The sequence below is a fragment of the Streptomyces sp. NPDC031554 genome (assembly GCF_055580685.1).
This window is the reverse complement of the sequence record NZ_JBVIKX010000003.1, coordinates 682,664-704,392: the sequence shown is the minus strand read 5'-3', so window position 1 is coordinate 704,392 and position 21,729 is coordinate 682,664. Positions and strand designations below refer to the sequence as shown.

General features: G+C 71.1%; 16 protein-coding genes and 4 tRNA genes. 10 read left to right on the top strand and 10 right to left on the bottom strand.

Annotated elements, in window-relative coordinates; translation table 11 throughout:
* Nucleotides 1-104: 104 nt before the first annotated feature.
* On the bottom strand, nucleotides 105-2,291 hold the full coding sequence (locus tag ACZ5FU_RS11840; protein WP_469045261.1) for a DEAD/DEAH box helicase: 2,187 nt from the start codon (nucleotides 2,289-2,291) through the stop codon (nucleotides 105-107).
* 834 nt (nucleotides 2,292-3,125) lie between these two features.
* Nucleotides 3,126-3,476, bottom strand: a complete 351-nt coding sequence (locus ACZ5FU_RS11835) for a metallopeptidase family protein (RefSeq protein ID WP_451529194.1) — start codon at nucleotides 3,474-3,476, stop codon at nucleotides 3,126-3,128.
* 80 nt (nucleotides 3,477-3,556) lie between these two features.
* Between ACZ5FU_RS11835 and ACZ5FU_RS11830 the strand changes: the two genes are divergently transcribed.
* The 8 genes from ACZ5FU_RS11830 (at nucleotide 3,557) to ACZ5FU_RS11795 (ending at nucleotide 10,690) form a co-directional block, all read left to right on the top strand.
* A complete protein-coding gene (locus ACZ5FU_RS11830; RefSeq protein WP_468833908.1) occupies nucleotides 3,557-5,158 on the top strand; it encodes a metallophosphoesterase family protein in 1,602 nt (533 codons plus the stop codon).
* Nucleotides 5,159-5,238: 80 nt separating this feature from the next.
* Nucleotides 5,239-5,311 (top strand) — tRNA-Glu (locus ACZ5FU_RS11825).
* A 37-nt stretch (nucleotides 5,312-5,348) separates the two neighbouring features.
* A tRNA-Asp gene (locus ACZ5FU_RS11820) sits at nucleotides 5,349-5,423 on the top strand.
* Nucleotides 5,424-5,446: 23 nt separating this feature from the next.
* A tRNA-Phe gene (locus tag ACZ5FU_RS11815) sits at nucleotides 5,447-5,520 on the top strand.
* A 62-nt stretch (nucleotides 5,521-5,582) separates the two neighbouring features.
* Complete coding sequence (locus tag ACZ5FU_RS11810) at nucleotides 5,583-5,789, top strand: hypothetical protein (RefSeq protein ID WP_451529196.1); 207 nt, start codon at nucleotides 5,583-5,585, stop codon at nucleotides 5,787-5,789.
* Nucleotides 5,790-5,954: 165 nt separating this feature from the next.
* Nucleotides 5,955-9,899, top strand: a complete 3,945-nt coding sequence (gene hrpA, locus ACZ5FU_RS11805; RefSeq protein ID WP_451529197.1) for an ATP-dependent RNA helicase HrpA — start codon at nucleotides 5,955-5,957, stop codon at nucleotides 9,897-9,899.
* A gap of 95 nt (nucleotides 9,900-9,994) precedes the next feature.
* Nucleotides 9,995-10,069 (top strand) — tRNA-Asp (locus ACZ5FU_RS11800).
* Between the two features lie 417 nt (nucleotides 10,070-10,486).
* A complete protein-coding gene (locus tag ACZ5FU_RS11795; RefSeq protein WP_451529198.1) occupies nucleotides 10,487-10,690 on the top strand; it encodes a DUF6274 family protein in 204 nt (67 codons plus the stop codon).
* Nucleotides 10,691-11,114: 424 nt separating this feature from the next.
* Here ACZ5FU_RS11795 and bldC read toward each other — a convergent pair whose 3' ends face one another.
* Nucleotides 11,115-11,321 (bottom strand): developmental transcriptional regulator BldC, encoded by a 207-nt coding sequence (bldC, locus tag ACZ5FU_RS11790; protein ID WP_003949541.1) that lies wholly within the window; start codon nucleotides 11,319-11,321, stop codon nucleotides 11,115-11,117.
* A gap of 546 nt (nucleotides 11,322-11,867) precedes the next feature.
* Nucleotides 11,868-12,710 (bottom strand): DUF8083 family protein, encoded by an 843-nt coding sequence (locus tag ACZ5FU_RS11785; protein WP_451780524.1) that lies wholly within the window; start codon nucleotides 12,708-12,710, stop codon nucleotides 11,868-11,870.
* Between the two features lie 221 nt (nucleotides 12,711-12,931).
* On the opposite strand from ACZ5FU_RS11785, the gene ACZ5FU_RS11780 reads away from it, so the two are divergent.
* A complete protein-coding gene (locus ACZ5FU_RS11780; RefSeq protein ID WP_451529200.1) occupies nucleotides 12,932-14,035 on the top strand; it encodes a Leu/Phe/Val dehydrogenase in 1,104 nt (367 codons plus the stop codon).
* Between the two features lie 281 nt (nucleotides 14,036-14,316).
* Nucleotides 14,317-14,580 carry a DUF3073 domain-containing protein gene (locus tag ACZ5FU_RS11775; RefSeq protein WP_451529201.1) on the top strand — a complete coding sequence of 88 codons (264 nt, stop codon included), beginning with the start codon at nucleotides 14,317-14,319 and terminating at the stop codon, nucleotides 14,578-14,580.
* A gap of 87 nt (nucleotides 14,581-14,667) precedes the next feature.
* Here ACZ5FU_RS11775 and purM read toward each other — a convergent pair whose 3' ends face one another.
* The 6 genes from purM to purS form a co-directional block, all read right to left on the bottom strand.
* Complete coding sequence (purM, locus tag ACZ5FU_RS11770; RefSeq protein ID WP_451529202.1) at nucleotides 14,668-15,735, bottom strand: phosphoribosylformylglycinamidine cyclo-ligase; 1,068 nt, start codon at nucleotides 15,733-15,735, stop codon at nucleotides 14,668-14,670.
* 45 nt (nucleotides 15,736-15,780) lie between these two features.
* A complete protein-coding gene (purF, locus tag ACZ5FU_RS11765) occupies nucleotides 15,781-17,307 on the bottom strand; it encodes an amidophosphoribosyltransferase (protein ID WP_451529203.1) in 1,527 nt (508 codons plus the stop codon).
* Between the two features lie 222 nt (nucleotides 17,308-17,529).
* Nucleotides 17,530-18,327 carry a maleylpyruvate isomerase family mycothiol-dependent enzyme gene (locus ACZ5FU_RS11760; RefSeq protein ID WP_468833912.1) on the bottom strand — a complete coding sequence of 266 codons (798 nt, stop codon included), beginning with the start codon at nucleotides 18,325-18,327 and terminating at the stop codon, nucleotides 17,530-17,532.
* Between the two features lie 165 nt (nucleotides 18,328-18,492).
* Nucleotides 18,493-20,751, bottom strand: a complete 2,259-nt coding sequence (gene purL / locus ACZ5FU_RS11755) for a phosphoribosylformylglycinamidine synthase subunit PurL (protein WP_468833914.1) — start codon at nucleotides 20,749-20,751, stop codon at nucleotides 18,493-18,495.
* The gene (gene purQ / locus ACZ5FU_RS11750; protein WP_451529206.1) at nucleotides 20,748-21,428 is read right to left on the bottom strand and encodes a phosphoribosylformylglycinamidine synthase subunit PurQ; all 681 of its coding nucleotides are present in this window, start codon (nucleotides 21,426-21,428) and stop codon (nucleotides 20,748-20,750) included. Before purQ ends, purL begins: the two co-directional genes overlap by 4 nt.
* On the bottom strand, nucleotides 21,425-21,688 hold the full coding sequence (gene purS / locus ACZ5FU_RS11745) for a phosphoribosylformylglycinamidine synthase subunit PurS (RefSeq protein WP_015659417.1): 264 nt from the start codon (nucleotides 21,686-21,688) through the stop codon (nucleotides 21,425-21,427). The genes purQ and purS overlap by 4 nt, the downstream gene beginning before the upstream one ends.
* Nucleotides 21,689-21,729 lie beyond the last annotated feature (41 nt).

Below are 21,729 nucleotides of genomic sequence, written 5' to 3'. Positions count from 1 at the left end.
GCCCCGCTCCCTCTCGGACACGGGGAAGGGCCCGCACGACCGGAGTCGTGCGGGCCCTTCCCTGGTGCGAGGCGATCGTCGGCCGACGGCCGGCCGGGGCGACGTCAGCCGTTGCGCTTCCAGCGCGGCTTGTCGTCACGGCGTCCGAAGGAGCCGCCGCCGGTGCCGCGGTGGTCGTCGCGGCGGGCGCTCGGCCGGTCGTGGCCGCCGGCGCGGAAGCCGGTGCCCGGACGGTCGTCGCGGCGGTCGCGGTTGAACGGGCGGTCGCTGCCCCGGTGTCCACCGCGCTCGTCGCGGCGGAAACCGCCCCGGTCGTCGCGGCGCTCGAAGGAACGGCCACCACGGTCGTCACGGTTGAAAGAACGCCCACCACGATCGTCACGGTCCCGGTTGAAACCACCCCGGTCGTCACGACGCTCGAACGAACGACCACCACGGTCGTCACGGTTGAAAGAACGCCCACCACGATCGTCACGGTCCCGGTTGAAACCACCCCGGTCGTCACGACGCTCAAACGAACGACCACCACGGTCGTCACGGTTGAAGGAACGCCCACCACGGTCGTCACGGTCCCGGTTGAAACCACCCCGGTCGTCACGACGCTCGAACGAACGACCACCACGGTCGTCACGCTCGAAGGAACGCCCACCACGGTCGTCACGACGCTCACGGCGCTCGTACGACGACGAGGTCACCGGACGCTCCTCGCGGACGGGACGGTCGGCGTCCCGCGTGACGGGCTGCGCCGGCACGGACACCTCGGTCAGGTCCTCCGGCACGGCGGTCCCGGCGCTCTCGCCGGTCCCGGCCGTCGCGGCCTGCGTCTCGGCGATCGCCGTCTCCTCACCGCGCTCGCGGGCCACCCGCGCGACCAGCCGGTCGGCCTCCTCGCGCAGCTCGCTCGCGCGCCGCTGCGCCCGCTCCAGCTCCCGGGACAGCTCGGCGACCTCGCGCTCGGCCTGCTGCGCGGCGTTGCCCGCCGACTCGGCCTGGACCTCGGTCATCGACCGGGCGCCGGTGATCTCGGCGACCTCCGGCTCGAAGGCCGTGCCGCCCTGGATGATGTGACGCCCGGCGTCGACGCCCGCGTCCTCCATCAGGCGGAAGATCTGGCGGCGCTGGTGCGGCAGCGAGAGCGAGACCACGGTGCCGGTGCGGCCGGCGCGGGCCGTGCGGCCGGCGCGGTGCAGGTAGTCCTTGTGGTCGCCGGCCGGGTCCACGTTGAGGACCAGGTCGATGCCGTCGACGTGGATGCCGCGGGCGGCGACGTCGGTCGCGACGAGCGCGTTGACGTAACCGTCCTTGAAGTCGGCCAGCGTGCGGGTGCGCGCGCCCTGGGTCATGCCGCCGTGCAGCGCGTCGGCCTTCACACCGGCCTCGCGCAGCTGCTCGGCGATACGGTCGGCGCCGAGCTGGGTGCGCACGAAGATGATGGTGCGGCCCTTGCGGGAGGCGATCGCGGCGGTGACCGGCGCCTTGTCCTTGGGCTTCACGATCAGGATGTGGTGCGACATGGTCGTGACGTTGCCCTGGGCGCTGTCGACCTCGTGCGTGACGGGGTTGTTCAGGTAGCGCTTGACCAGGGTGGAGATCTCGTTCTCCATCGTGGCCGAGAACAGCATGCGCTGACCGCCCTGCGGGACCTGGTCGAGCAGTTCGGTGACCTCGGGCAGGAAGCCCAGGTCCGACATCTGGTCGGCCTCGTCGAGGACGGTGACCTCGACGTTCTCCAGGGAGCAGGCGCCGCGGTTGATGATGTCGCGCAGCCGGCCCGGCGTGGCGACGAGGATGTCGACACCGCGCTCGAGGGCGTAGATCTGGTTGCTCATCGACGTGCCGCCGCAGACGACCTTCATCTTCAGGCCGAGGACGTCGCCGTACGGCTGCAGCGCGTCGGCGACCTGCATCGCCAGCTCGCGGGTCGGGGTGAGGATGACGGCGCGCGGCTTGCGCTTCTCGGTGTGGCCGCCGGCCAGCGTGGCCAGGGTCGGCAGACCGAAGGAGAGGGTCTTGCCGGAGCCGGTGCGGCCGCGGCCGAGGATGTCCTTGCCGGCCAGGGCGTCCGGGATGGTCGCGGCCTGGATCGGGAAGGGCGAGGTCACGCCGTTCTGGGCGAGCTTGCGCACGACGCCCTCGGGCAGCCCCAGGTCCGCGAAGGACGTCTCGGGCGCCTTGTCGGCCTCGACAGCCTCGACGGTCGGGGCGGCGTCGACGGTCGGGGTGACCTCGACGGCCTCGGCCGTCTCGCTGTTCTCGGACACGACGACGTGATCAGTACGGGAAATGGACATGCGAATGCGAAACCTTCCGGAGTCTCGTCGGCACGCGCCCGTCAACTCCGTGTTCGCATTCGACCGCCTCAATGCGGTCCGTCACGGTAAGGGGAGAGTACGCGCCACACGGCGCGCTCTGCGGTGGCGCCGGGCAAATGGGATCAAACGATCTACCACCATACGCACTCCGTGCCCCTGAAGGCAAACCGGTCTGCGTAGACGTGGGTCGCGGCCAACTGTACTACACCGGCGCCCCCGCCTCGGGCGCCGGTTCCCGCTCGACCAGCTGCGGCACCGGCTCCGCGTCCGCCGACGCGGACGGCTCGGCCGGCGTCGGCTCCGGCGACGGGGACGCGGGAGGCTCCGGCGACGCGGGGGGTTCCGGGTCCGCGGAACGCGTCGGCGTCGGCTCGTCCCGCGGCGGCTGCGGCGCCCCCGGCCGCTCGCTCCCGGCGGGCCCGGGCCCCTTCGAGGCCGCCGCGCTCCGCCCGGCCGACGGCGAGACCGCGGGAGAGCCGGTCCCGCGGGGACGGCCCCGCGTCCCGCCCCCGTCGTCCCCGCGCCCGCCGCCGGCGCCCGCGCCGGACCAGTGCCCGCCGGTCCGGCCGCCGGCCCCGCCCTCCGGCGCGTCACCGCCGCGCTCCGCCGCCGACCGGGAGGGCCTGGCCCGGTCCCCCTCCCCGTCCCCCACGCTCATGCAGCCGGCGGCCACGGCGACGGCCAGCACGGCGGCGGCCAGGCGAACGGGTACGTACAAGGGGCGCACGGGGCCACCTCCGGGAGCAGACGCAGAAGTCACACCCCCAACTCCCGCCGCCCGCCGGAGGACACGCGCCCCGCCGCGCCGACGGCTCAGCCGTACCCGAGCGCGTGCAGCCGGGCGTCGTCGATCCCGAAGTGGTGGGCGATCTCGTGCACCACCGTCACCTCGGTCTCCTCGACGACCTCCTCCCGCGTCCCGCACATCCGCAGGGTCGGCCCCCGGTAGATCGTGATCCGGTCCGGCAGCACGCCCGCGTACCACTCGCCGCGGTCCGTCAGCGGCGTCCCCTCGTACAGCCCGAGCAGCTCGGGATCGTCCGCCGGCGGCTCGTCCTCGACGAACACCGCGACGTTGTCCATCAGCCGCGTCAGCTCCGGCGGGATCCGGTCCAGCGCCTCGGCGACCAGTTCCTCGAACTCCTCGCGCGTCATCTCCAGCACGAGGCCCATTCTCCGGTACGACAGCGCCGTACGGCGGGCAGGTCCGCATGTCCGGGCGCACACGTGGGCATACGCGACCAATGGCCCGCGTCCGTGTCCCCGCCGCAGCCCTGAACGCCGTGAACCGTCTCCGTACCGCCCGCCGGTCCGCCGGCCCCGTCCCCGAACTCGCCGCCCGGCCCCGCCCCTGGGTCCGCGCCCTCGGCCTCACGGCGGTCGTGCTGCTGGGCGCCTGGCTCGGACTGCTGGTCGTCGGGAACGTCCGGGTGCCCGTCGGCCCCATGAACACCACGATGACGCTGCGCCCCGCCCTCGACGGCGGCACGAAGATCAACATCTCCCCGCTCGGCGCCCTCCACCTCGACAGCCACACCGCCCCCGTGCGCCTGGACGTCAACGTCGACCAGCTCGACCCCGACCGCTCCCAGGCCCTCGTCGACCACCCCGAACGCCTCTCCGGACTCCAGGACGAGGTCACCGGGGACATCGAACGCGGCACCCTCGACCTCGCCGTGCGCTCCTGCGTCGCCGTCGTCGCCGGAGCCACCGCGCTCGGTCTCGCCGTCTACCGCCGCCCCCGCCGCGCCCTCGCCGCCGGCGGCCTGGCGCTGGCCCTGCTCACCGCCTCCGGCGTCACCGCCTACGTCACCTGGAACCCCAAGTCGGTCCTCGAACCCCGCTTCTCGGGCCTGCTCTCCTCCGCCCCCTCGGTCGTCGGCAACGCCCGCAGCATCGTCACCGAGTTCGACGTCTACCAGCAGGAGCTGGCCCGCCTGGTCACCAACGTGACCAAGCTCTACGACGTCACCTCCACCCTGCCCGCCTACCAGCCCGACCCCACCACCGTGCGCGTCCTGCACGTCTCCGACATCCACCTGAACCCCGCGAGCTGGAAGATCATCGCCTCGCTGGTGGCGCAGTACAAGGTCGACGTGATCGTCGACTCCGGCGACACCATGGACCACGGCACGGCCGCCGAGAACGGCTTCCTCGACCCCGTCGCCGACCTCGGCGCCCCCTACGTCTGGGTCCGCGGCAACCACGACTCCACGACCACCCAGGCGTACCTGCGGACCATGAAGAACGTCCACGTCCTGGACGACGGCCGGGCCGTGACCCTCGCGGGGCTGCGCTTCGCCGGCATCGGCGATCCCCAGTTCACCCCCGACCGCTCCGCCGTCCCGGGCGCCGAGGGGACCCAGGAGGAGGCGGGCGACCGCCTCGCGCGGGCGCTCCGCGCCCAGCGGGCCGCCGGCACCCCCGTGGACGTGGCCGTCGCCCACGAGCCCTCCGCCGCCCGCCGGACCGACGGCGAGGTCCCGATGGTCCTGGCCGGCCACCTCCACCGGGCCGGGACGGAGACCCTCGACAAGGGCACCCGGCTGCGCGTGGAGGGCTCCACGGGCGGCAGCGGACTGCGTGCCGTCGAGGGCGAGTACCCCGACCCCATCGAGGCCTCGATCCTCTACTTCGACCGCGACTCCCGCCGCCTCCAGGCCTGGGACGAGATCAAGCTGGGCGGCCTGGGCCTGACCACCGCCGAGGTCAGCCGCCACCTCCCGAAGGAGAACCGGCCGGGCGCCTCCCCGACGCCCACCCAGCCGTCCCCCACGCCGTCGTCCCCCGCGCCGGCCACGGCTCCCACCACCCCCACGCCGTCCGGCTCCCGGCCCCGTCCGTAAACCGTTTTGGCGATACCTCCCGCCATCCCATATGCTTCTCACGTCCCCGACGCGCTGCGAAGCGCCCAGGCGGGCCGATAGCCCTCATCGTCTAGCGGCCTAGGACGCCGCCCTTTCAAGGCGGTAGCACGGGTTCGAATCCCGTTGGGGGCACGCAACACCGTGTGCGACACTGTCGTACACACAGCTTGGTCCTGTGGAGCAGTTTGGAGTGCTCGCCACCCTGTCAAGGTGGAGGCCGCGGGTTCAAATCCCGTCAGGACCGCTGGAGTTCCTCGTGGACTCCGTGGCTGGGTAGCTCAGTTGGTACGAGCGATCGCCTGAAAAGCGATAGGTCGCCGGTTCGACCCCGGCCCCAGCCACAAGAACGAAAACCCCCTCCAGGGCAACCGGAGGGGGTTTTCGTCGCTCATGAAGAGCCAGGGTGAGCCGGGCTGGGCCTGGAGTCCCGTCCTCGGCATCTCGCCGCGGGCCGCGCCGACCCGTCTCCTGCTCGACCAGCGACCGGATCGACGTCGCCATCCAGTACTCGGCCAACGGCACCACCGGCTGGAGCACCGAGAAGACCGTGAGGACGGGCTTCGACGAGCAGTTCATCGTCGAGAACCTGCCGGGCCGCACGGACGGCTAACGGCACCCGGGTGCCCGTCTTCCTGTATCCCGACAGCAAGCACTTCGTGGGCGGCGGTGCGGAGGACCACGTCGACGTGCGGTGATACGCGCGCGTGCGTGTCGGAAGGGGCGGGCCCAAAAGGGTTCGCCCCTTCTTTCTCCGGGATGAGATCCTGGACCCCGTATGTCTACGCATCCCGCCCCCGCCCTCGGCGTCCTCGCCCCCCGTCTGGCCGAGCTGTCCCTGCGCGACGCGCACCGGCTCGGGCGCAGGCTGGAGGGCGCGCGCAAGATCCGCAAGCCGGAGGCCCGGACCGCCGTCCTCGCCGAGATCGAGACGGAGGTCGCGGTCGCCGAGGAACGGATGGGCGCGCGACGCGCCCGCGTGCCCGCCGTCACCTATCCCGAGCAGCTGCCGGTCAGCCAGAAGAAGGACGTGATCGCGGAGGCGATCCGCGATCACCAGGTCGTGATCGTCGCCGGTGAGACCGGGTCCGGCAAGACCACGCAGATCCCGAAGATCTGTCTGGAACTGGGGCGCGGCGTCCGCGGCATGATCGGGCACACCCAGCCCCGCCGCATCGCCGCGCGGACGGTGGCCGAGCGGGTCGCCGAGGAGCTGCGGTCGCCGCTCGGGGAGGCCGTCGGCTGGAAGGTGCGCTTCACCGACCAGGTGAACCCGGATGCGACCTTCGTGAAGCTGATGACGGACGGCATCCTGCTCGCCGAGATCCAGACCGACCGCGAGCTGCGCGCCTACGACACGATCATCATCGACGAGGCCCACGAGCGGTCCCTCAACATCGACTTCCTGCTGGGCTACCTCGCCCAGCTGCTGCCGCGGCGCCCCGACCTGAAGGTCGTCATCACCTCGGCCACCATCGACCCCGAGCGGTTCTCCCGGCACTTCGGCGACGCACCGATCATCGAGGTCAGCGGGCGGACGTATCCGGTCGAGGTGCGCTACCGGCCGCTGCTGGAGGAGGAGTCCGAGGACGCCGACCGCGACCAGATCACCGCGATCACCGACGCCGTCGAGGAGCTGATGGCGGAGGGGCGGGGCGACATCCTGGTCTTCCTCTCCGGCGAGCGGGAGATCCGCGACACCGCGGACGCGCTGGAGAAGAAGAAGTACCGGTTCACGGAGGTGCTGCCGCTGTACGCCCGGCTCTCGCACGCCGAGCAGCACCGGGTGTTCCAGCAGCACACCGGGCGCAGGATCGTCCTCGCGACCAACGTCGCCGAGACCTCCCTGACCGTCCCCGGCATCAAGTACGTCATCGACCCCGGCTTCGCCCGCATCAGCCGCTACAGCCACCGCACCAAGGTGCAGCGGCTGCCCATCGAGGCGATCTCGCAGGCCAGCGCCAACCAGCGCAAGGGCCGCTGCGGCCGTACGTCCGACGGCATCTGCATCCGGCTGTACAGCGAGGACGACTTCCTCGCCCGGCCCGAGTTCACCGACGCGGAGATCCTGCGCACCAACCTGGCGAGCGTCATCCTCCAGATGACCGCGGCCGGGCTCGGCGAGATCGAGAGGTTCCCGTTCATCGACCCGCCGGACCACCGCAACATCCGTGACGGCGTGCAGCTCCTGCAGGAGCTGGGCGCGCTCGACCCGGCGCAGAAGGATCCGCGCAAGCGGCTCACCGAGACCGGCCGCAAGCTGGCCCAGCTGCCCGTCGACCCGCGGCTGGCCCGGATGGTCCTGGAGGCCGACAAGAACGGCTGTGTCCGCGAGGTCATGGTGATAGCCGCCGCGCTGTCCATCCAGGACCCGCGCGAGCGCCCGGCCGACAAGCAGACCCAGGCCGACCAGCAGCACGCCCGCTTCAAGGACGAGACCAGCGACTTCCTGGCCTACCTCAACCTGTGGCGGTACGTCCGCGAGCAGCAGAAGGAGCGCGGTTCGTCGTCCTTCCGCCGGATGTGCAAGCAGGAGTACCTGAACTTCCTGCGCATCCGGGAGTGGCAGGACGTCTACACGCAGCTGCGGACCGTCGCCAAGCAGATGGGCATCCACCTCGACGAGCGGGACGCCGCCGGCGACAGCATCCACGTCTCGCTCCTCGCCGGCCTGCTGTCCCACATCGGGATGAAGGACGTCAAGGACGGCAACAAGAACGAGTACCTGGGCGCCCGGAGCGCCAAGTTCGCGATCTTCCCCGGTTCGGCCCTGTTCAAGAAGCAGCCCCGGTTCGTCATGTCGGCGGAGCTGGTGGAGACGAGCCGGCTCTGGGCGCGCGTCAACGCGAAGATCGAGCCCGAGTGGGTCGAGCCGCTCGCCGAACACCTCCTGAAGCGGACGTACAGCGAGCCGCACTGGGAGAAGGACCAGGCCGCGGTGATGGCGCTGGAGAAGGTCACGCTGTACGGCGTGCCGATCGTCGCCCAGCGGAAGGTGAACTACGGGCGGATCGACCCGGAGGTCTCCCGCGAGCTGTTCATCCGCAACGCGCTCGTCGAGGGCGACTGGCGCACGCACCACAAGTTCTTCGCCGACAACCGCAGGCTCCTCAGCGAGGTCGAGGAGCTGGAGCACCGGGCCCGGCGCCGGGACATCGTCGTCGACGACGAGACGCTCTACGACTTCTACGACCGGCGGGTGCCCGACCACGTCGTGTCCGGCGCCCACTTCGACTCCTGGTGGAAGCACAAGCGGCACGAACAGCCCGACTTCCTGGACTTCGAGCGGGAGATGCTCATCCGGGAGTCGGCGGAGGCGGTCACCAAGGCCGACTATCCGGACTCCTGGCGGCAGGGTCCGCTGAAGTTCCGGGTCACCTACCAGTTCGAGCCGGGCGCGGACGCGGACGGCGTGACCGTCCACGTCCCGCTCCAGGTCCTCAACCAGGTCACCGGCGAGGGCTTCGACTGGCAGATCCCGGGTCTGCGCGAGGAGGTCGTCACCGAGCTGATCCGCTCCCTGCCGAAGCCGATCCGGCGCAACTACGTGCCGGCGCCGAACTTCGCGCGGCGGTTCCTGGACCAGGCGGTGCCCCTCCAGGAACCGCTGACGGTGGCGATGGCCCGCGACCTCAAGCGGATGGTCGGTGTCCCCTTCGAGGCCGAGGACTTCGACCTGTCCCGCCTCCCCGACCATCTGAGGATCACCTTCCGGATCGTCGACGAGCGGCGCCGCAAGCTGGCCGAGGACAAGGACCTGGAGGCGCTGAAGCTGCGGTTGCGGCCCAAGGCCCGTGAGGCCATCTCGCAGGCCGCCGCGGCCACCGCGGAGCGGCAGGGCGGCGAGTCCCTGGAGCGCTCGGGCCTGACCGACTGGACCGTCGGCACGCTGACCCGCGTCTTCGAGACCCGCCGGGCCGGCCAGCCGGTGAAGGCCTACCCCGCGCTGGTCGACGACGGCGACACCGTCTCCGTACGCCTCTTCGACACGGAGGAGGAGCAGGCGGAGGCCATGTGGAAGGGCACCCGCCGGCTGATCCTGCGCAACATCCCGGTCAACCCGGCGAAGTTCGCCTCCGACAAGCTGACGAACGCCCAGAAGCTCGCCCTGTCCGCGAATCCGCACGGCTCCGTCCAGGCCCTGTTCGACGACTGCGCGACGGCCGCGGCGGACAAGCTGATCGGCGACTTCGGCGGGCCGGCCTGGGACGAGGAGTCGTACCGCAAGCTGTACGAGAAGGTGCGCGCCGAGATCGTCGACACGACCGTGCGGACGGTCGGGCAGGTGCAGCAGGTCCTGGCGGCCTGGCAGGCCTGTGAGCGCCGCCTGAAGGGCGTGCGCAGCCCCTCCCTGCTCGCCAACCTGACCGACGTGCGCGAACAGCTGGACGCACTGGTGGGGCCCGGCTTCGTGACGCGGGCGGGACTGCGCCGGATGCCGGACCTGATGCGCTACCTCGTGGCCGCGGACCGGCGCCTGCAGCAGATGCCGACCAACGTCCAGCGGGACACCACCCGCATGGAGAAGGTCCACGAGATGCAGGACGAGTACGCCTGGCTGCTGGAACAGCTGCCCCAGGGGCGTCCCGTCCCGTCCCCGGTGCGGGACATCCGCTGGATGATCGAGGAGCTGCGGGTCAGCTACTTCGCGCACGCGCTGGGCACGGCGTACCCCGTCTCCGACAAGCGGATCGTGAAGGCGATCGACGCGGCCGCACCGTGACGGAACCCGCACGGAGGGTGAGTTCGACCAGGCGGGCCACCCTCCTGTAGAGTCTCGTTTCGCAGCACAGCGCAACACCAAGTGCCGCGAAACCTGGTCCTGTGGAGCAGTTTGGAGTGCTCGCCACCCTGTCAAGGTGGAGGCCGCGGGTTCAAATCCCGTCAGGACCGCACAGTTGGAAGAAGGCCCGCACCTCGAGGTGCGGGCCTTCTTCGTGCATCCCCCTCGGCCGGCCCGTCGGCCCGCCGGCCCGCCGGTCGGCCGCTCACCGGAGGCGGAGGCCGCGCCCGCGGCGGAGCCTCCCGTGGACACAGCGCATCCCGTCAGGACCGCACGGCCGGAAGAAGGCCCGCGCTCCCGGGCGTGAGCCCTCTCCGCGCCCCCGCCGACCGGCCACCCCGCCGAAGCGGAGGCAGCGCCGCACCGGAGCCGCAGGGGGGCACGGCGCCTCCTCGCGGGGCCCGCGCGCCCGCGAGAGCCTCGAACCCCGCTGGAGGCGCCTCCGCGCGCCCTTGACGGCGTCACCTTCGGCCGGTACCCCAGAAGTTCAGGGCCGCGCTCCCCGCGGGCTCCACTGGAGGTGGCGTATGGCGGCATCGGCCGGGCACGAGACGCGGGCGCTGCTCCGCGCGCACCTGTCGGCCGCGTCGTCCTACCGGCACCTGACCCGCCACTGCCCCGTCTGCCGCCGCCTCCAGCGACTGGCGACGGACGGCGCACCCCCGGCCGCGGAGGGCTTCCCGGGAGCACCACGGGAAGCCGGCGAGGACGAACGGCCGCCCACAGCCTGATGATTGACGATTCCACTAGCGCACCCGTGATGGCGACAACAAGGCCGACGGCGTGTGACGGGTGTCACCGCATGAGTTTCGAGAAGGTGGGTTCTTACCCGCTTCCTACAACTCTTCAATTTAATATGTGCAATTGCACCACTCCGGAGGGCGCCCCCACGGATGCCCCAGGGTGCCCCCACAGCGGATCCGACAGCCCTCCACAGGAAGCCCCGGACTTCGACGAACCCGCCCACAGGACGCCCCGACGGGCACGTGCGGGCACAAAAAGATCGCGCCGGACTCGGCGGAGTCCGGCGCGATCGACGACGCACCGTGTGGGCTACGGTCCTGTTGGGGCAGGACCCACGTCGCTTGGAACAAGGGGTCGGACAACTCGGCAGATGGGGGGACCTGCGGTGGTGTTGCCCGGTTCTTCGGTTGCTCAGGCCTCGCTGCGCTGCTGCGGAATACCCGCGAGCAGTGCGCGAACCTCAGCCTCGCGATAACGGCGGTGTCCGCCGAGCGTGCGGATCGACGTGAGCTTGCCGGCCTTCGCCCACCGCGTGACCGTCTTGGGGTCCACACGGAACATGGTGGCGACCTCAGCGGGGGTCAGCAGCGGCTCAGCATCAGGGGTGCGAGCGGTCATGAGCGGCCTCCTCGGGAGAACCGAACCTTCTCGGTTCTTTCCTCTAAATTCTGCACCTTGACCCGCGTTGCCCGAAATGGCGGACGCGAGTCGAGTCGGTTATAGGACGAACGGCTTGTCCTCGGCACTACAACTACACCATCCGTCCAGCCTCGTCGGCCAAACCGATGGAATTGCCCCCCAGGTGTTCATCGGCGACGGAAGCCGATGGACCGTGCCATAGCGGACAGTCACGCCGGTGTGACGATCAGTCACACGGCGATCAGGAGGCACCAGACCCCCCAAAGCGTGCAATGCTGAGATTCCCCCCACGGTGGAGCACAAGTGGACGGAGGAGCCCTCCCCGGACTCCTTGTCCTATTTTGGCACGAGGAGGGGCAACCGGCGCAAGGGCCGTGTACGTGCGGTCCGTCACCCTTGCGACAAAAGCCCGGATCGGGACCTACGCCCCGTCAGTTCCGTGAAGTGCGGCTGACCGTACGCTGTTCGGGGGCATATGACCGTGACCCAGGTCACGCCGGAACACCCGTCGTCCCTGCCGCACCGTCAGTTCGCCGAGCGCCGGTCCCGCACCGAGCGCCAGCGCTCCGCGAGCCGGGCGTACGCCTCTCCCGCCGCGGGGCCGTCCCCGCGGCGCAGCGCCTCGATGCCGGCGGCCACGTCGGCCGCCGAGTGGTCGTCCTCCAGGTCGCCGGCCGGCAGGACGTGGACGAGGCCGCCGTAGTCCAGTTCCACCAGCGAACGCGGGTGGAACTCCTCCAGCCAGCGGCCCACGTCCACCAGGCCGTCGACGAGCGGCCCCTCGTCCGTGGCGTCCTTGAGCGTGCGCAGGCCCCGCGCCACCCGGCGGCGGGCCTGCACCATCGGCGTGCGGTAGCGCAGCACGGGGGCCTGCTCCGCGGTCCCCTTGTCGTACTCGCGCTCCTCGTCGGACAGGAGCACGAACCAGTGCAGCGGGACCTGCCAGGTCGCCGTGCGGATCCAGGGGCGGGCGTCGGGGTTGCGGGCCAGCCAGCGCTCGTGGTCCTGGGCGGCCTGGAGGCGGACCAGGGGCGGCAGGGCCGCGTCCAGGACCGGACGGGGCAGTTCGTCGCCCAGCTCGCTCAGTGCCTGCCAGCCGCGCAGCCGGGTCCGCCAGGGACACACGCACACGACCCCGTCCACGTCGGCGACGAACGCGTCGCCGCTCTCCCGCACCGGGACCGCGACCGGCGGGGTGGGCAGCAGGTCGGCGAGCGAGCGCCGCAGCTCGTCCTGACAGGTGGGCGGGTCCGGCCGGCGGGCGTAGCGCTCCCAGTGGTCGCGCTCCGGCTCCGGGAAGGCGGCCAGAGGCTCGTACACGCGCAGATAGGCGGCGTACGGGACGATCACCGAGGACACCTGGGGCACGCCTGCTCCCTCCCCTGTGGACGGGCCGGGAAACCTTCCGGGAACCCTGGCGAAGAGGCCGGAAGCCATCCGGATCGTCGCACGGCCGTACTCCACGCGAGGGTGATCCGCATCACGGAGCGTGCGGCGGGCGGCACAGGCTCTACGCTCGTCCCACGGGCCCCGCCACCCGTACGGGAGCCCCCGTCCCTACCGCCGCTAGTCACCCAGGAGTCACCACCGTGACCGACGTATCCGGCGCCCCTGATCACGTGCTGCGCACCCTGTTCCACTCGGACCAGGGCGGCCATGAACAAGTCGTGCTCTGCCAGGACCGTGCCAGCGGTCTCAAGGCCGTCATCGCCCTCCACTCCACCGCCCTGGGCCCCGCCCTCGGCGGCACGCGCTTCTATCCGTACGCGTCCGAGGAGGAGGCGGTCGCCGACGCGCTGAACCTCGCGCGCGGGATGTCGTACAAGAACGCCATGGCCGGGCTGGACCACGGCGGCGGCAAGGCCGTGATCATCGGTGACCCCGAGACGGTCAAGTCCGAGAAGCTGCTGCTCGCCTACGGCCGTTTCGTGGCCTCTCTCGGCGGGCGGTACGTGACCGCCTGCGACGTCGGCACCTACGTCGCCGACATGGACGTCGTGGCGCGCGAGTGCCGCTGGACGACCGGGCGCTCCCCGGAGAACGGGGGCGCGGGCGACTCGTCGGTGCTGACCGCCTTCGGCGTCTACCAGGGCATGCGGGCCAGCGCCCAGCACCTGTGGGGCGACCCCTCGCTGCGTGACCGCAGGGTCGGGATCGCGGGCGTCGGCAAGGTCGGCCACCACCTGGTGGAGCACCTGCGGGACGAGGGCGCCGAGGTCGTGATCACGGACGTGCGCGAGGACGCCGTACGCCGGATCCTCGACCGGCACCCCGAGGGCGTGACGGCGGTCGCGGACACCGAGGCGCTGATCCGGGTCGAGGGCCTCGACGTCTACGCCCCCTGCGCGCTGGGCGGTGCGCTGAACGACGCGTCCGTGCCGGTGCTGACCGCGCGGATCGTGTGCGGGGCGGCCAACAACCAGCTCGCCCACCCGGGTGTGGAGAAGGACCTCGCCGACCGCGGGATCCTCTACGCGCCGGACTACGTGGTGAACGCCGGCGGGGTCATCCAGGTCGCCGACGAACTGCACGGATTCGACTTCGAGCGATGCAGGGCGAAGGCCGCGAAGATCTTCGACACCACGCTCGCCATCTTCGCACGTGCGAAGGCGGACGGGATTCCGCCGGCCGCGGCGGCCGACCGGATCGCCGAACAGCGCATGCACGAGGCGGCTCGGGCACGCGGTTGGTGAGCGTGCTCCGGTACCCGCCGGGGGAAAGTTCGAGAGAACTCTCACTCTTCCCGGCGGGTCGCCCGCCGATAAGTGGTTAAAATCGCCATTGACCAGCGAGGACAGGGCGCCTCGAAGGTTCTGTGCACACGCGCGTGCTACGGGCGACGTACCGTATGGGTACGGGCTCAGGTACCGTGGAAGCCCTACGGACCGGCCTCTCTGCGGAGAGTCCGTTCCGGACCATGAACGCGTGTCAAGACTCTGGGGCCGTCGAGCCCCGTCGTTGAGGGGGTCGAGCCATGGGGCGCGGCCGGGCCAAGGCCAAGCAAGCGAAGGTCGCCCGCCAGCTGAAGTACAACAGCGGCGGGACGGATCTCTCGCGCCTGGCCGAAGAGCTGGGCGCATCGCCATCGAACATTCCTCCGAACGGTCAACCGTTCGAGGACGATGACGATGACGACGAGCAGGACGACGACCCGTACGCACGGTACGCCGAGCTGTACGGGGCCGACGACGATGACGAGGACGAGGAGTCCTCGCACCAACATCGTCGCGGCGCTTGACCCTGTTTCGAGCACTCACCCGGTCGGTGACTTCGGTCACCGACCGGGTCTTGTGCTGCGCACGGGGCCCCGGCCCGCGTACGCGCTTCAGCCCGCGTAGTCCCCGACCAGGGCCGCACCGCTCGTGTGCTCCCCGCGGTCGGTGATCTCGCCGGCGACCCACGCCTCGACCCCGCGGTCGGCCAGTGTGGTCAGCGCCACGTCCGCCGACTCCTCCGGGACGACGGCGATCATGCCCACACCCATGTTCAGGGTCTTCTCCAGCTCCAGTCGCTCGACCCGGCCGGTCCGGCCGACGAGGTCGAAGACCGGGGCCGGGGTCCACGTGGAGCGGTCCACGATCGCGTGCAGTCCGTCGGGGACGACCCGGGCCAGGTTGGCCGCGAGTCCGCCGCCGGTCACGTGCGAGAAGGCGTGGACGTCCGTCGTGCGGGTGAGGGCCAGGCAGTCCAGCGAGTAGATCTTGGTCGGCTCCAGCAGCTCCTCGCCGAGGGTGCGGCCCAGCTCCTCGACGCGCGCGTCCAGGGAGAGTCCGGCCTGCTCCAGCAGGACGTGGCGGACCAGCGAGTACCCGTTGGAGTGGAGGCCGGAGGCCGCCATGGCGATCACCGCGTCGCCCGTGCGGATGCGGTCGGGGCCCAGCAGCCGGTCGGCCTCCACGACGCCCGTACCGGCGCCGGCGACGTCGAAGTCGTCCGGGCCGAGCAGACCGGGGTGTTCGGCCGTCTCGCCGCCGACCAGGGCGCAGCCGGCCAGGACACAGCCCTCGGCGATGCCCTTGACGATGGCGGCGACCCGCTCGGGGTGGACCTTGCCGACACAGATGTAGTCGGTCATGAACAGCGGCTCGGCGCCGCACACCACGATGTCGTCCATGACCATGGCGACCAGGTCGTGGCCGATGGTGTCGTAGACGCCCATCCGGCGGGCGACGTCGACCTTGGTGCCCACGCCGTCGGTGGCGGAGGCCAGCAGGGGCCGCTCGTAGTTCTTGAGGGCGGAGGCGTCGAAGAGACCGGCGAAACCGCCGAGGCCGCCGAGGACCTCGGGACGCTGCGTCTTCTTCACCCACTCCTTCATGAGTTCCACGGCGCGGTCGCCCGCTTCGATGTCGACGCCCGCGTCTGCGTAGCTGGCACCGGTTGTCTCAGACATGGAGGTGAGAACTTTCGTGTCGTACGGCAGGTAGGACGGGGCCGTCTACGGGCGGCGGATCGCGTCGGCGGCGGCCGTCGCGGCCGGGCCGGCGGCCAGCTCCGTCTCCAGGAGCTGCTTGCCGAGCAGCTCGGGGTCGGGCAGGTCCATCGGGTACTCGCCGTCGAAGCAGGCACGGCAGAGGTTCGGCTTGGCGATGGTGGTCGCCTCGATCATGCCGTCGATGGAGATGTAGGCCAGGGAGTCGGCGCCCAGCGAGGTGCCGATCTCGTCGATCGACATGCCGTTGGCAATCAGCTCGGCACGGGTGGCGAAGTCGATGCCGAAGAAGCAGGGCCACTTCACGGGCGGCGAGGAGATCCGGATGTGGACCTCGGCGGCGCCGGCCTCGCGCAGCATGCGGACCAGGGCCCGCTGGGTGTTGCCGCGCACGATCGAGTCGTCGACGACGACCAGGCGCTTGCCCTTGATGACTTCCTTGAGCGGGTTCAGCTTCAGGCGGATGCCGAGCTGGCGGATGGTCTGCGAGGGCTGGATGAAGGTCCGGCCCACGTAGGCGTTCTTGACCAGGCCGGCGCCGAAGGGGATGCCGGAGGCCTCCGCGTAGCCGATGGCCGCCGGGGTGCCGGACTCCGGGGTCGCTATGACCAGGTCGGCGTCGGCCGGGGCTTCCGCCGCGAGTCTGCGGCCCATCTCCACGCGGGAGAGGTAGACGTTCCGGCCGGCGATGTCGGTGTCCGGGCGGGCCAGGTAGACGTACTCGAAGACGCAGCCCTTGGGCTTCGCTTCCGCGAATCGGGAGGTGCGCAGGCCGTTCTCGTCGATGGCGACGAACTCGCCCGGCTCGATCTCGCGGACGTACGAGGCGCCGCAGATGTCGAGGGCGGCGGACTCGGAGGCGACGACCCAGCCGCGCTCCAGCCGGCCGAGGACCAGCGGGCGGATGCCCTGCGGGTCGCGGGCGGCGTAGAGCGTGTGCTCGTCCATGAAGACGAGGGAGAAGGCGCCGCGGACCTGCGGGAGGACGGTGTGGGCCGCCTCCTCGATGGTCAGGGGCTTGCCGTCCTCGTCGACCTGGGCCGCGAGGAGCGCGGTGAGCAGGTCGGTGTCGTTGGTCGCCGCGACGCGCGGGGTGCGGCCCTCCTGCTTGGGCAGGTCGGCGACCATCTCGGCGAGCCGGGCGGTGTTGACGAGGTTTCCGTTGTGCCCGAGCGCGATGGAACCGTGCGCGGTGGCACGGAACGTCGGCTGGGCGTTCTCCCACACGGAGGCACCGGTGGTCGAGTAGCGGGCGTGTCCGACCGCGATGTGACCCTGGAGCGATCCGAGCGAGGTTTCGTCGAAGACCTGGGAGACCAGACCCATGTCCTTGAAGACGAGGATCTGGGAGCCGTTGCTGACCGCGATTCCCGCGGATTCCTGGCCTCGATGCTGGAGGGCGTAGAGCCCGAAGTAAGTGAGCTTGGCGACCTCTTCGCCGGGGGCCCAGACCCCGAAGACGCCGCAAGCGTCCTGGGGGCCCTTCTCGCCGGGGAGCAGATCATGACTGAGTCGACCGTCACCACGTGGCACGTCATCGAGTGTAGGCGAGGTCGACGACTGGTCCGAATTGGGGATACTCGCCAGTAACTCGTTCTTGATCCTGCGGGACCTCTCTCGATCGTTTTATTTGCCCAGGTCAGACGGGGTTTTCTGCGACCGTCCCGTCGGGCGGGCACGCGGCGCCGGCCGCCGTCCGAAGGTCCGCTCCACGGGCACGAGTGAGGTGTCGCACACCTCGGGACGTCCGCCGGGTCAGGACAGGAGCGGCAGCAGCTCCGCGAGGTCCGCCCGCTCCCCGCTCGCGGCGACCCTCGCCTCCTGGACGGCCGTCCTCCAGGCCAGCCGCCCGCAGGCCAGCCGCACCCAGGTCAGCGGGTCGGTCTCGACCACGTTGGGCGGGGTGCCGCGGGTGTGCCGGGGACCCTCGACGCACTGCACGACGGCGTACGGCGGGACCCGCACCTCGGTCGCCCCGCCGGGCGCCCGGACGGCCAGGGCGTCGGCCAGCAGCCGGGTGGCGGCGGCGAGGGCCTGACGGTCGTACGGCACGTCCAGACCGGGGACGGCCGCGTTCAGGTCGTCGGTGTGGACGACGAGTTCGACGGTGCGGGTGACCAGGTAGTCGGCCAGGGGCAGCGCGCCCGCGTTCGTCTCCAGCACCCGGGAACCGGGATGGGCGTCGAGCCGCTCGACGAGGTCCCGCTCCGCGGCCGCGAGGTGGGCGGCCGGGTCCGGGTGGTCCGCGGACACCCGCCGCGTGAAAGCGTCGACGGCCGAGGCGCTCGCGGAGGTCGCGAACGGCCAGTCGAGCAGGGTGGCGTCCGGCTTCGCCGGCTCCGGCAGGTCGAGCGAGCGCCCCACCGCCGTGACGGCCATGCCGATGTGCGCGACCAGCTCGCGCACGGTCCACTCCCCCAGCCGCGTCGGCAGCGCGAGCTGCTCCGGGGTGAGCGCGGCGACGGCCTGCCGCACGTGGCCGAGCTGGGCCAGCACCGCGGCACGGGTCCTGGCGGGATCGTAGGTCCTGGTGCGCTTCTTGGCCGGGGGCATGGCGGGAAGCCTAGGCCGTACCGGGCCGGGGCCGCTCGCCTTCCGGAGGCGGCACCGGCGCGGGCGGGACCCGCGCCTTCGGCACACGGCCGAGGGCCGCCGCCCGGGCGTCCGTGGAAGCCCGGGCGGCGGCCCTCGGGTGTCGGTACGAGCCGACGGCGCGCGTTACGCGAGCAGCGCCGGGATGGTGTCCTCGTGCGCCCTGCGCAGCTCCTCCAGGGAGAGCGCGAACTCGCCCTGGACGTCGACCGTGTCGCCGTCGACGACACCGACGCGGGTGACCGGCAGGCCGCGGGCGCCGCACATGTCGGTGAAGCGCAGTTCCTCCGAGCGCGGGACGGCGACGACCGCGCGGCCCGCCGACTCCGAGAAGAGGAACGTGAACGCGTCCAGGCCGTCCGGGACGACCAGGCGGACGCCCTTCTCCCCGAGCAGCGCCGACTCGACCACGGCCTGGATCAGACCGCCGTCGGAGAGGTCGTGCGCGGCGTCGATCATGCCGTCGCGGGAGGCCGAGATCAGGATCTCGGCCAGCAGGCGCTCGCGCTCCAGGTCGACCTTCGGGGGCAGGCCGCCGAGGTGGTCGTGGATCACCTGGGACCAGGCCGAACCGCCGAACTCCTCACGGGTGTCGCCGAGGAGGTACAGCAGCTGACCCTCCTCCCGGAAGGCGACCGGGGTGCGCCGGGCCACGTCGTCGATGACGCCCAGGACCGCGACCACCGGGGTCGGGTGGATGGCCGCCTCGCCCGTCTGGTTGTAGAGGGAGACGTTGCCGCCGGTCACCGGGGTGCCCAACTGCAGGCAGCCGTCGGCGAGTCCGCGGACCGCCTCGGCGAACTGCCACATGACCGCCGGGTCCTCGGGCGAGCCGAAGTTGAGGCAGTCGGAGACGGCGAGCGGCTTGGCACCGGTCGTCGCCACGTTGCGGTACGCCTCCGCGAGCGCGAGCTGGGCGCCGTGGTACGGGTCCAGCTTCGCGTAACGGCCGTTGCCGTCGGTGGCGATGGCGACGCCGAGGCCGCTCTCCTCGTCGATGCGGATCATGCCCGAGTCCTCGGGCTGGGCGAGGACCGTGTTGCCCTGCACGAAGTGGTCGTACTGGGACGTGATCCACTTCTTGGAGGCCTGGTTCGGGGAGGACACCAGCTTCAGGACCTGGTCCTTCAGCTCCTCGCCCGTGCCCGGCCTGGGCAGCTTGCCGGCGTCGTCGGCCTGGAGGGCGTCCTGCCAGTCCGGGCGGGCGTACGGGCGCTCGTAGACCGGGCCGTCGTGGGCGACCGTGCGCGGGTCGACGTCGACGATCTTGCCGCCGTGCCAGTAGATCTCCAGGCGGTCGCCGTCGGTCACCTCACCGATGACGGTGGCGATGACGTCCCACTTGTCGCAGATCTCCAGGAAGCGGTCGACCTTCTCCGGCTCGACGACCGCGCACATGCGTTCCTGCGACTCGCTCATGAGGATCTCCTCGGGCGAGAGCGTGGAGTCGCGCAGCGGTACGTCGTCCAGCGTCACGCGCATGCCGCCGGAGCCGTTCGACGCCAGTTCGCTCGTCGCGCAGGACAGGCCCGCCGCGCCGAGGTCCTGGATGCCGACGACCAGCTTCTCGGCGAAGGCCTCCAGGGTGCACTCGATGAGGAGCTTCTCCTGGAAGGGGTCGCCGACCTGGACCGCCGGGCGCTTCGACGGCTTGGCGTCGTCGAAGGTCTCCGAGGCGAGGATCGACGCGCCGCCGATGCCGTCGCCGCCGGTCCGGGCCCCGTACAGGATGACCTTGTTGCCGGCGCCGGACGCCTTGGCGAGGTGGATGTCCTCGTGCCGCATCACGCCGATGGCACCGGCGTTGACCAGCGGGTTGCCCTGGTAGCAGGCGTCGAAGACGACCTCGCCGCCGATGTTGGGCAGGCCCAGGCAGTTGCCGTAGCCGCCGATGCCGGCGACGACGCCGGGCAGGACGCGCTTGGTGTCGGGGTGGTCGGCGGCACCGAAGCGCAGCGGGTCGACCACGGCCACCGGACGCGCGCCCATCGCGATGATGTCGCGCACGATGCCGCCGACACCCGTGGCCGCGCCCTGGTAGGGCTCGACGTACGACGGGTGGTTGTGCGACTCGACCTTGAAGGTCACCGCGTAGCCCTGGCCGACGTCGACCACGCCCGCGTTCTCGCCGATGCCCACGAGCAGGGCGTCGGACTGCGGGGCCTTCTCGCCGAACTGGCGCAGGTGGACCTTGGAGGACTTGTACGAGCAGTGCTCGGACCACATGACCGAGTACATGGCGAGTTCGGCGCCGGTCGGGCGGCGGCCGAGGATCTCCACCACCCGCTCGTACTCGTCCTTCTTCAGGCCGAGTTCGGCCCAGGGCAGCTCGACGTCGGGGGTAGCGGCCGCGTGCTCGACCGTGTCCAGAGGCGTCCGGCTCATGCGTTGACCAGCTTCTTGAGGATCGAGGTGAAGAAGGGGAGGCCGTCGGTGCGGCCGGAGCCGATGAGCGGCTCGACGGCGTGCTCCGGGTGCGGCATGAGGCCGACGACGTTCCCGGCCTCGTTGGTGACGCCGGCGATGTCGCGGAGCGAGCCGTTGGGGTTCAGGTCCAGGTAGCGGAAGGCGACCCGGCCCTCGGCCTCGAGCTTGTCGAGGGTGTACTCGTCGGCGACGTACCGGCCGTCCATGTTCTTCAGCGGGATGTGGATCTCCTGGCCGGCCGTGTAGTCGGTCGTCCAGGCGGTGCCCGCGTTCTCCACCCGCAGCTTCTGGTCGCGGCAGATGAAGTGGAGGTGGTCGTTGCCGAGCATCGCGCCCGGGAGGAGGTGGGCCTCGGTGAGGATCTGGAAGCCGTTGCAGATGCCGAGGACCGGCAGTCCGGCCTTCGCCTGCTCGATGAGGGGCTCCATCACCGGCGAGAAACGGGCGATGGCACCGGCGCGCAGATAGTCGCCGTAGGAGAAACCGCCGCACAGCACCACGGCGTCGACCTGGTGGAGGTCCTTGTCCTTGTGCCAGAGCGCGACCGGTTCGGCGCCCGCGAGCCTGATCGCGCGCTGCGTGTCCCGGTCGTCGAGACTGCCCGGGAAAGTGACGACGCCAATACGAGCGGTCACTTCGCGGCCTCCGCGACTTCCTCCACCTTGACGGTGAAGTCCTCGATCACGGTGTTGGCGAGGAAGGATTCCGCAAGGTCGTGGATGCGGGCGAGCGCGGCCTCGTCGACCGGTCCGTCAACTTCCAGTTCGAATCGCTTTCCCTGACGTACGTCGGAGATGCCTTCGAAACCCAGCCGCGGCAGTGCGCGCTGCACCGCCTGGCCCTGGGGGTCGAGGATCTCCGGCTTGAGCATGACGTCGACTACGACGCGTGCCACTGGCACTCCCGGTGTTGTGGTGCTGAGCAGGTTCCTGCGTG

What these genes read in the sequence shown, in the direction of transcription:
- ACZ5FU_RS11795 (WP_451529198.1), top strand. Translation starts at nt 10,487, where the DNA reads ATGGCGGCATCGGCCGGGCACGAGACGCGGGCGCTGCTCCGCGCGCAC.
- ACZ5FU_RS11775 (WP_451529201.1), top strand. Translation starts at nt 14,317, where the DNA reads ATGGGGCGCGGCCGGGCCAAGGCCAAGCAAGCGAAGGTCGCCCGCCAG.
- bldC (WP_003949541.1), bottom strand. Translation starts at nt 11,321, where the DNA reads ATGACCGCTCGCACCCCTGATGCTGAGCCGCTGCTGACCCCCGCTGAG.
- hrpA (WP_451529197.1), top strand. Translation starts at nt 5,955, where the DNA reads ATGTCTACGCATCCCGCCCCCGCCCTCGGCGTCCTCGCCCCCCGTCTG.
- purM (WP_451529202.1), bottom strand. Translation starts at nt 15,735, where the DNA reads ATGTCTGAGACAACCGGTGCCAGCTACGCAGACGCGGGCGTCGACATC.
- ACZ5FU_RS11840 (WP_469045261.1), bottom strand. Translation starts at nt 2,291, where the DNA reads ATGTCCATTTCCCGTACTGATCACGTCGTCGTGTCCGAGAACAGCGAG.
- ACZ5FU_RS11760 (WP_468833912.1), bottom strand. Translation starts at nt 18,327, where the DNA reads ATGCCCCCGGCCAAGAAGCGCACCAGGACCTACGATCCCGCCAGGACC.
- ACZ5FU_RS11830 (WP_468833908.1), top strand. Translation starts at nt 3,557, where the DNA reads ATGGCCCGCGTCCGTGTCCCCGCCGCAGCCCTGAACGCCGTGAACCGT.
- purL (WP_468833914.1), bottom strand. Translation starts at nt 20,751, where the DNA reads ATGAGCCGGACGCCTCTGGACACGGTCGAGCACGCGGCCGCTACCCCC.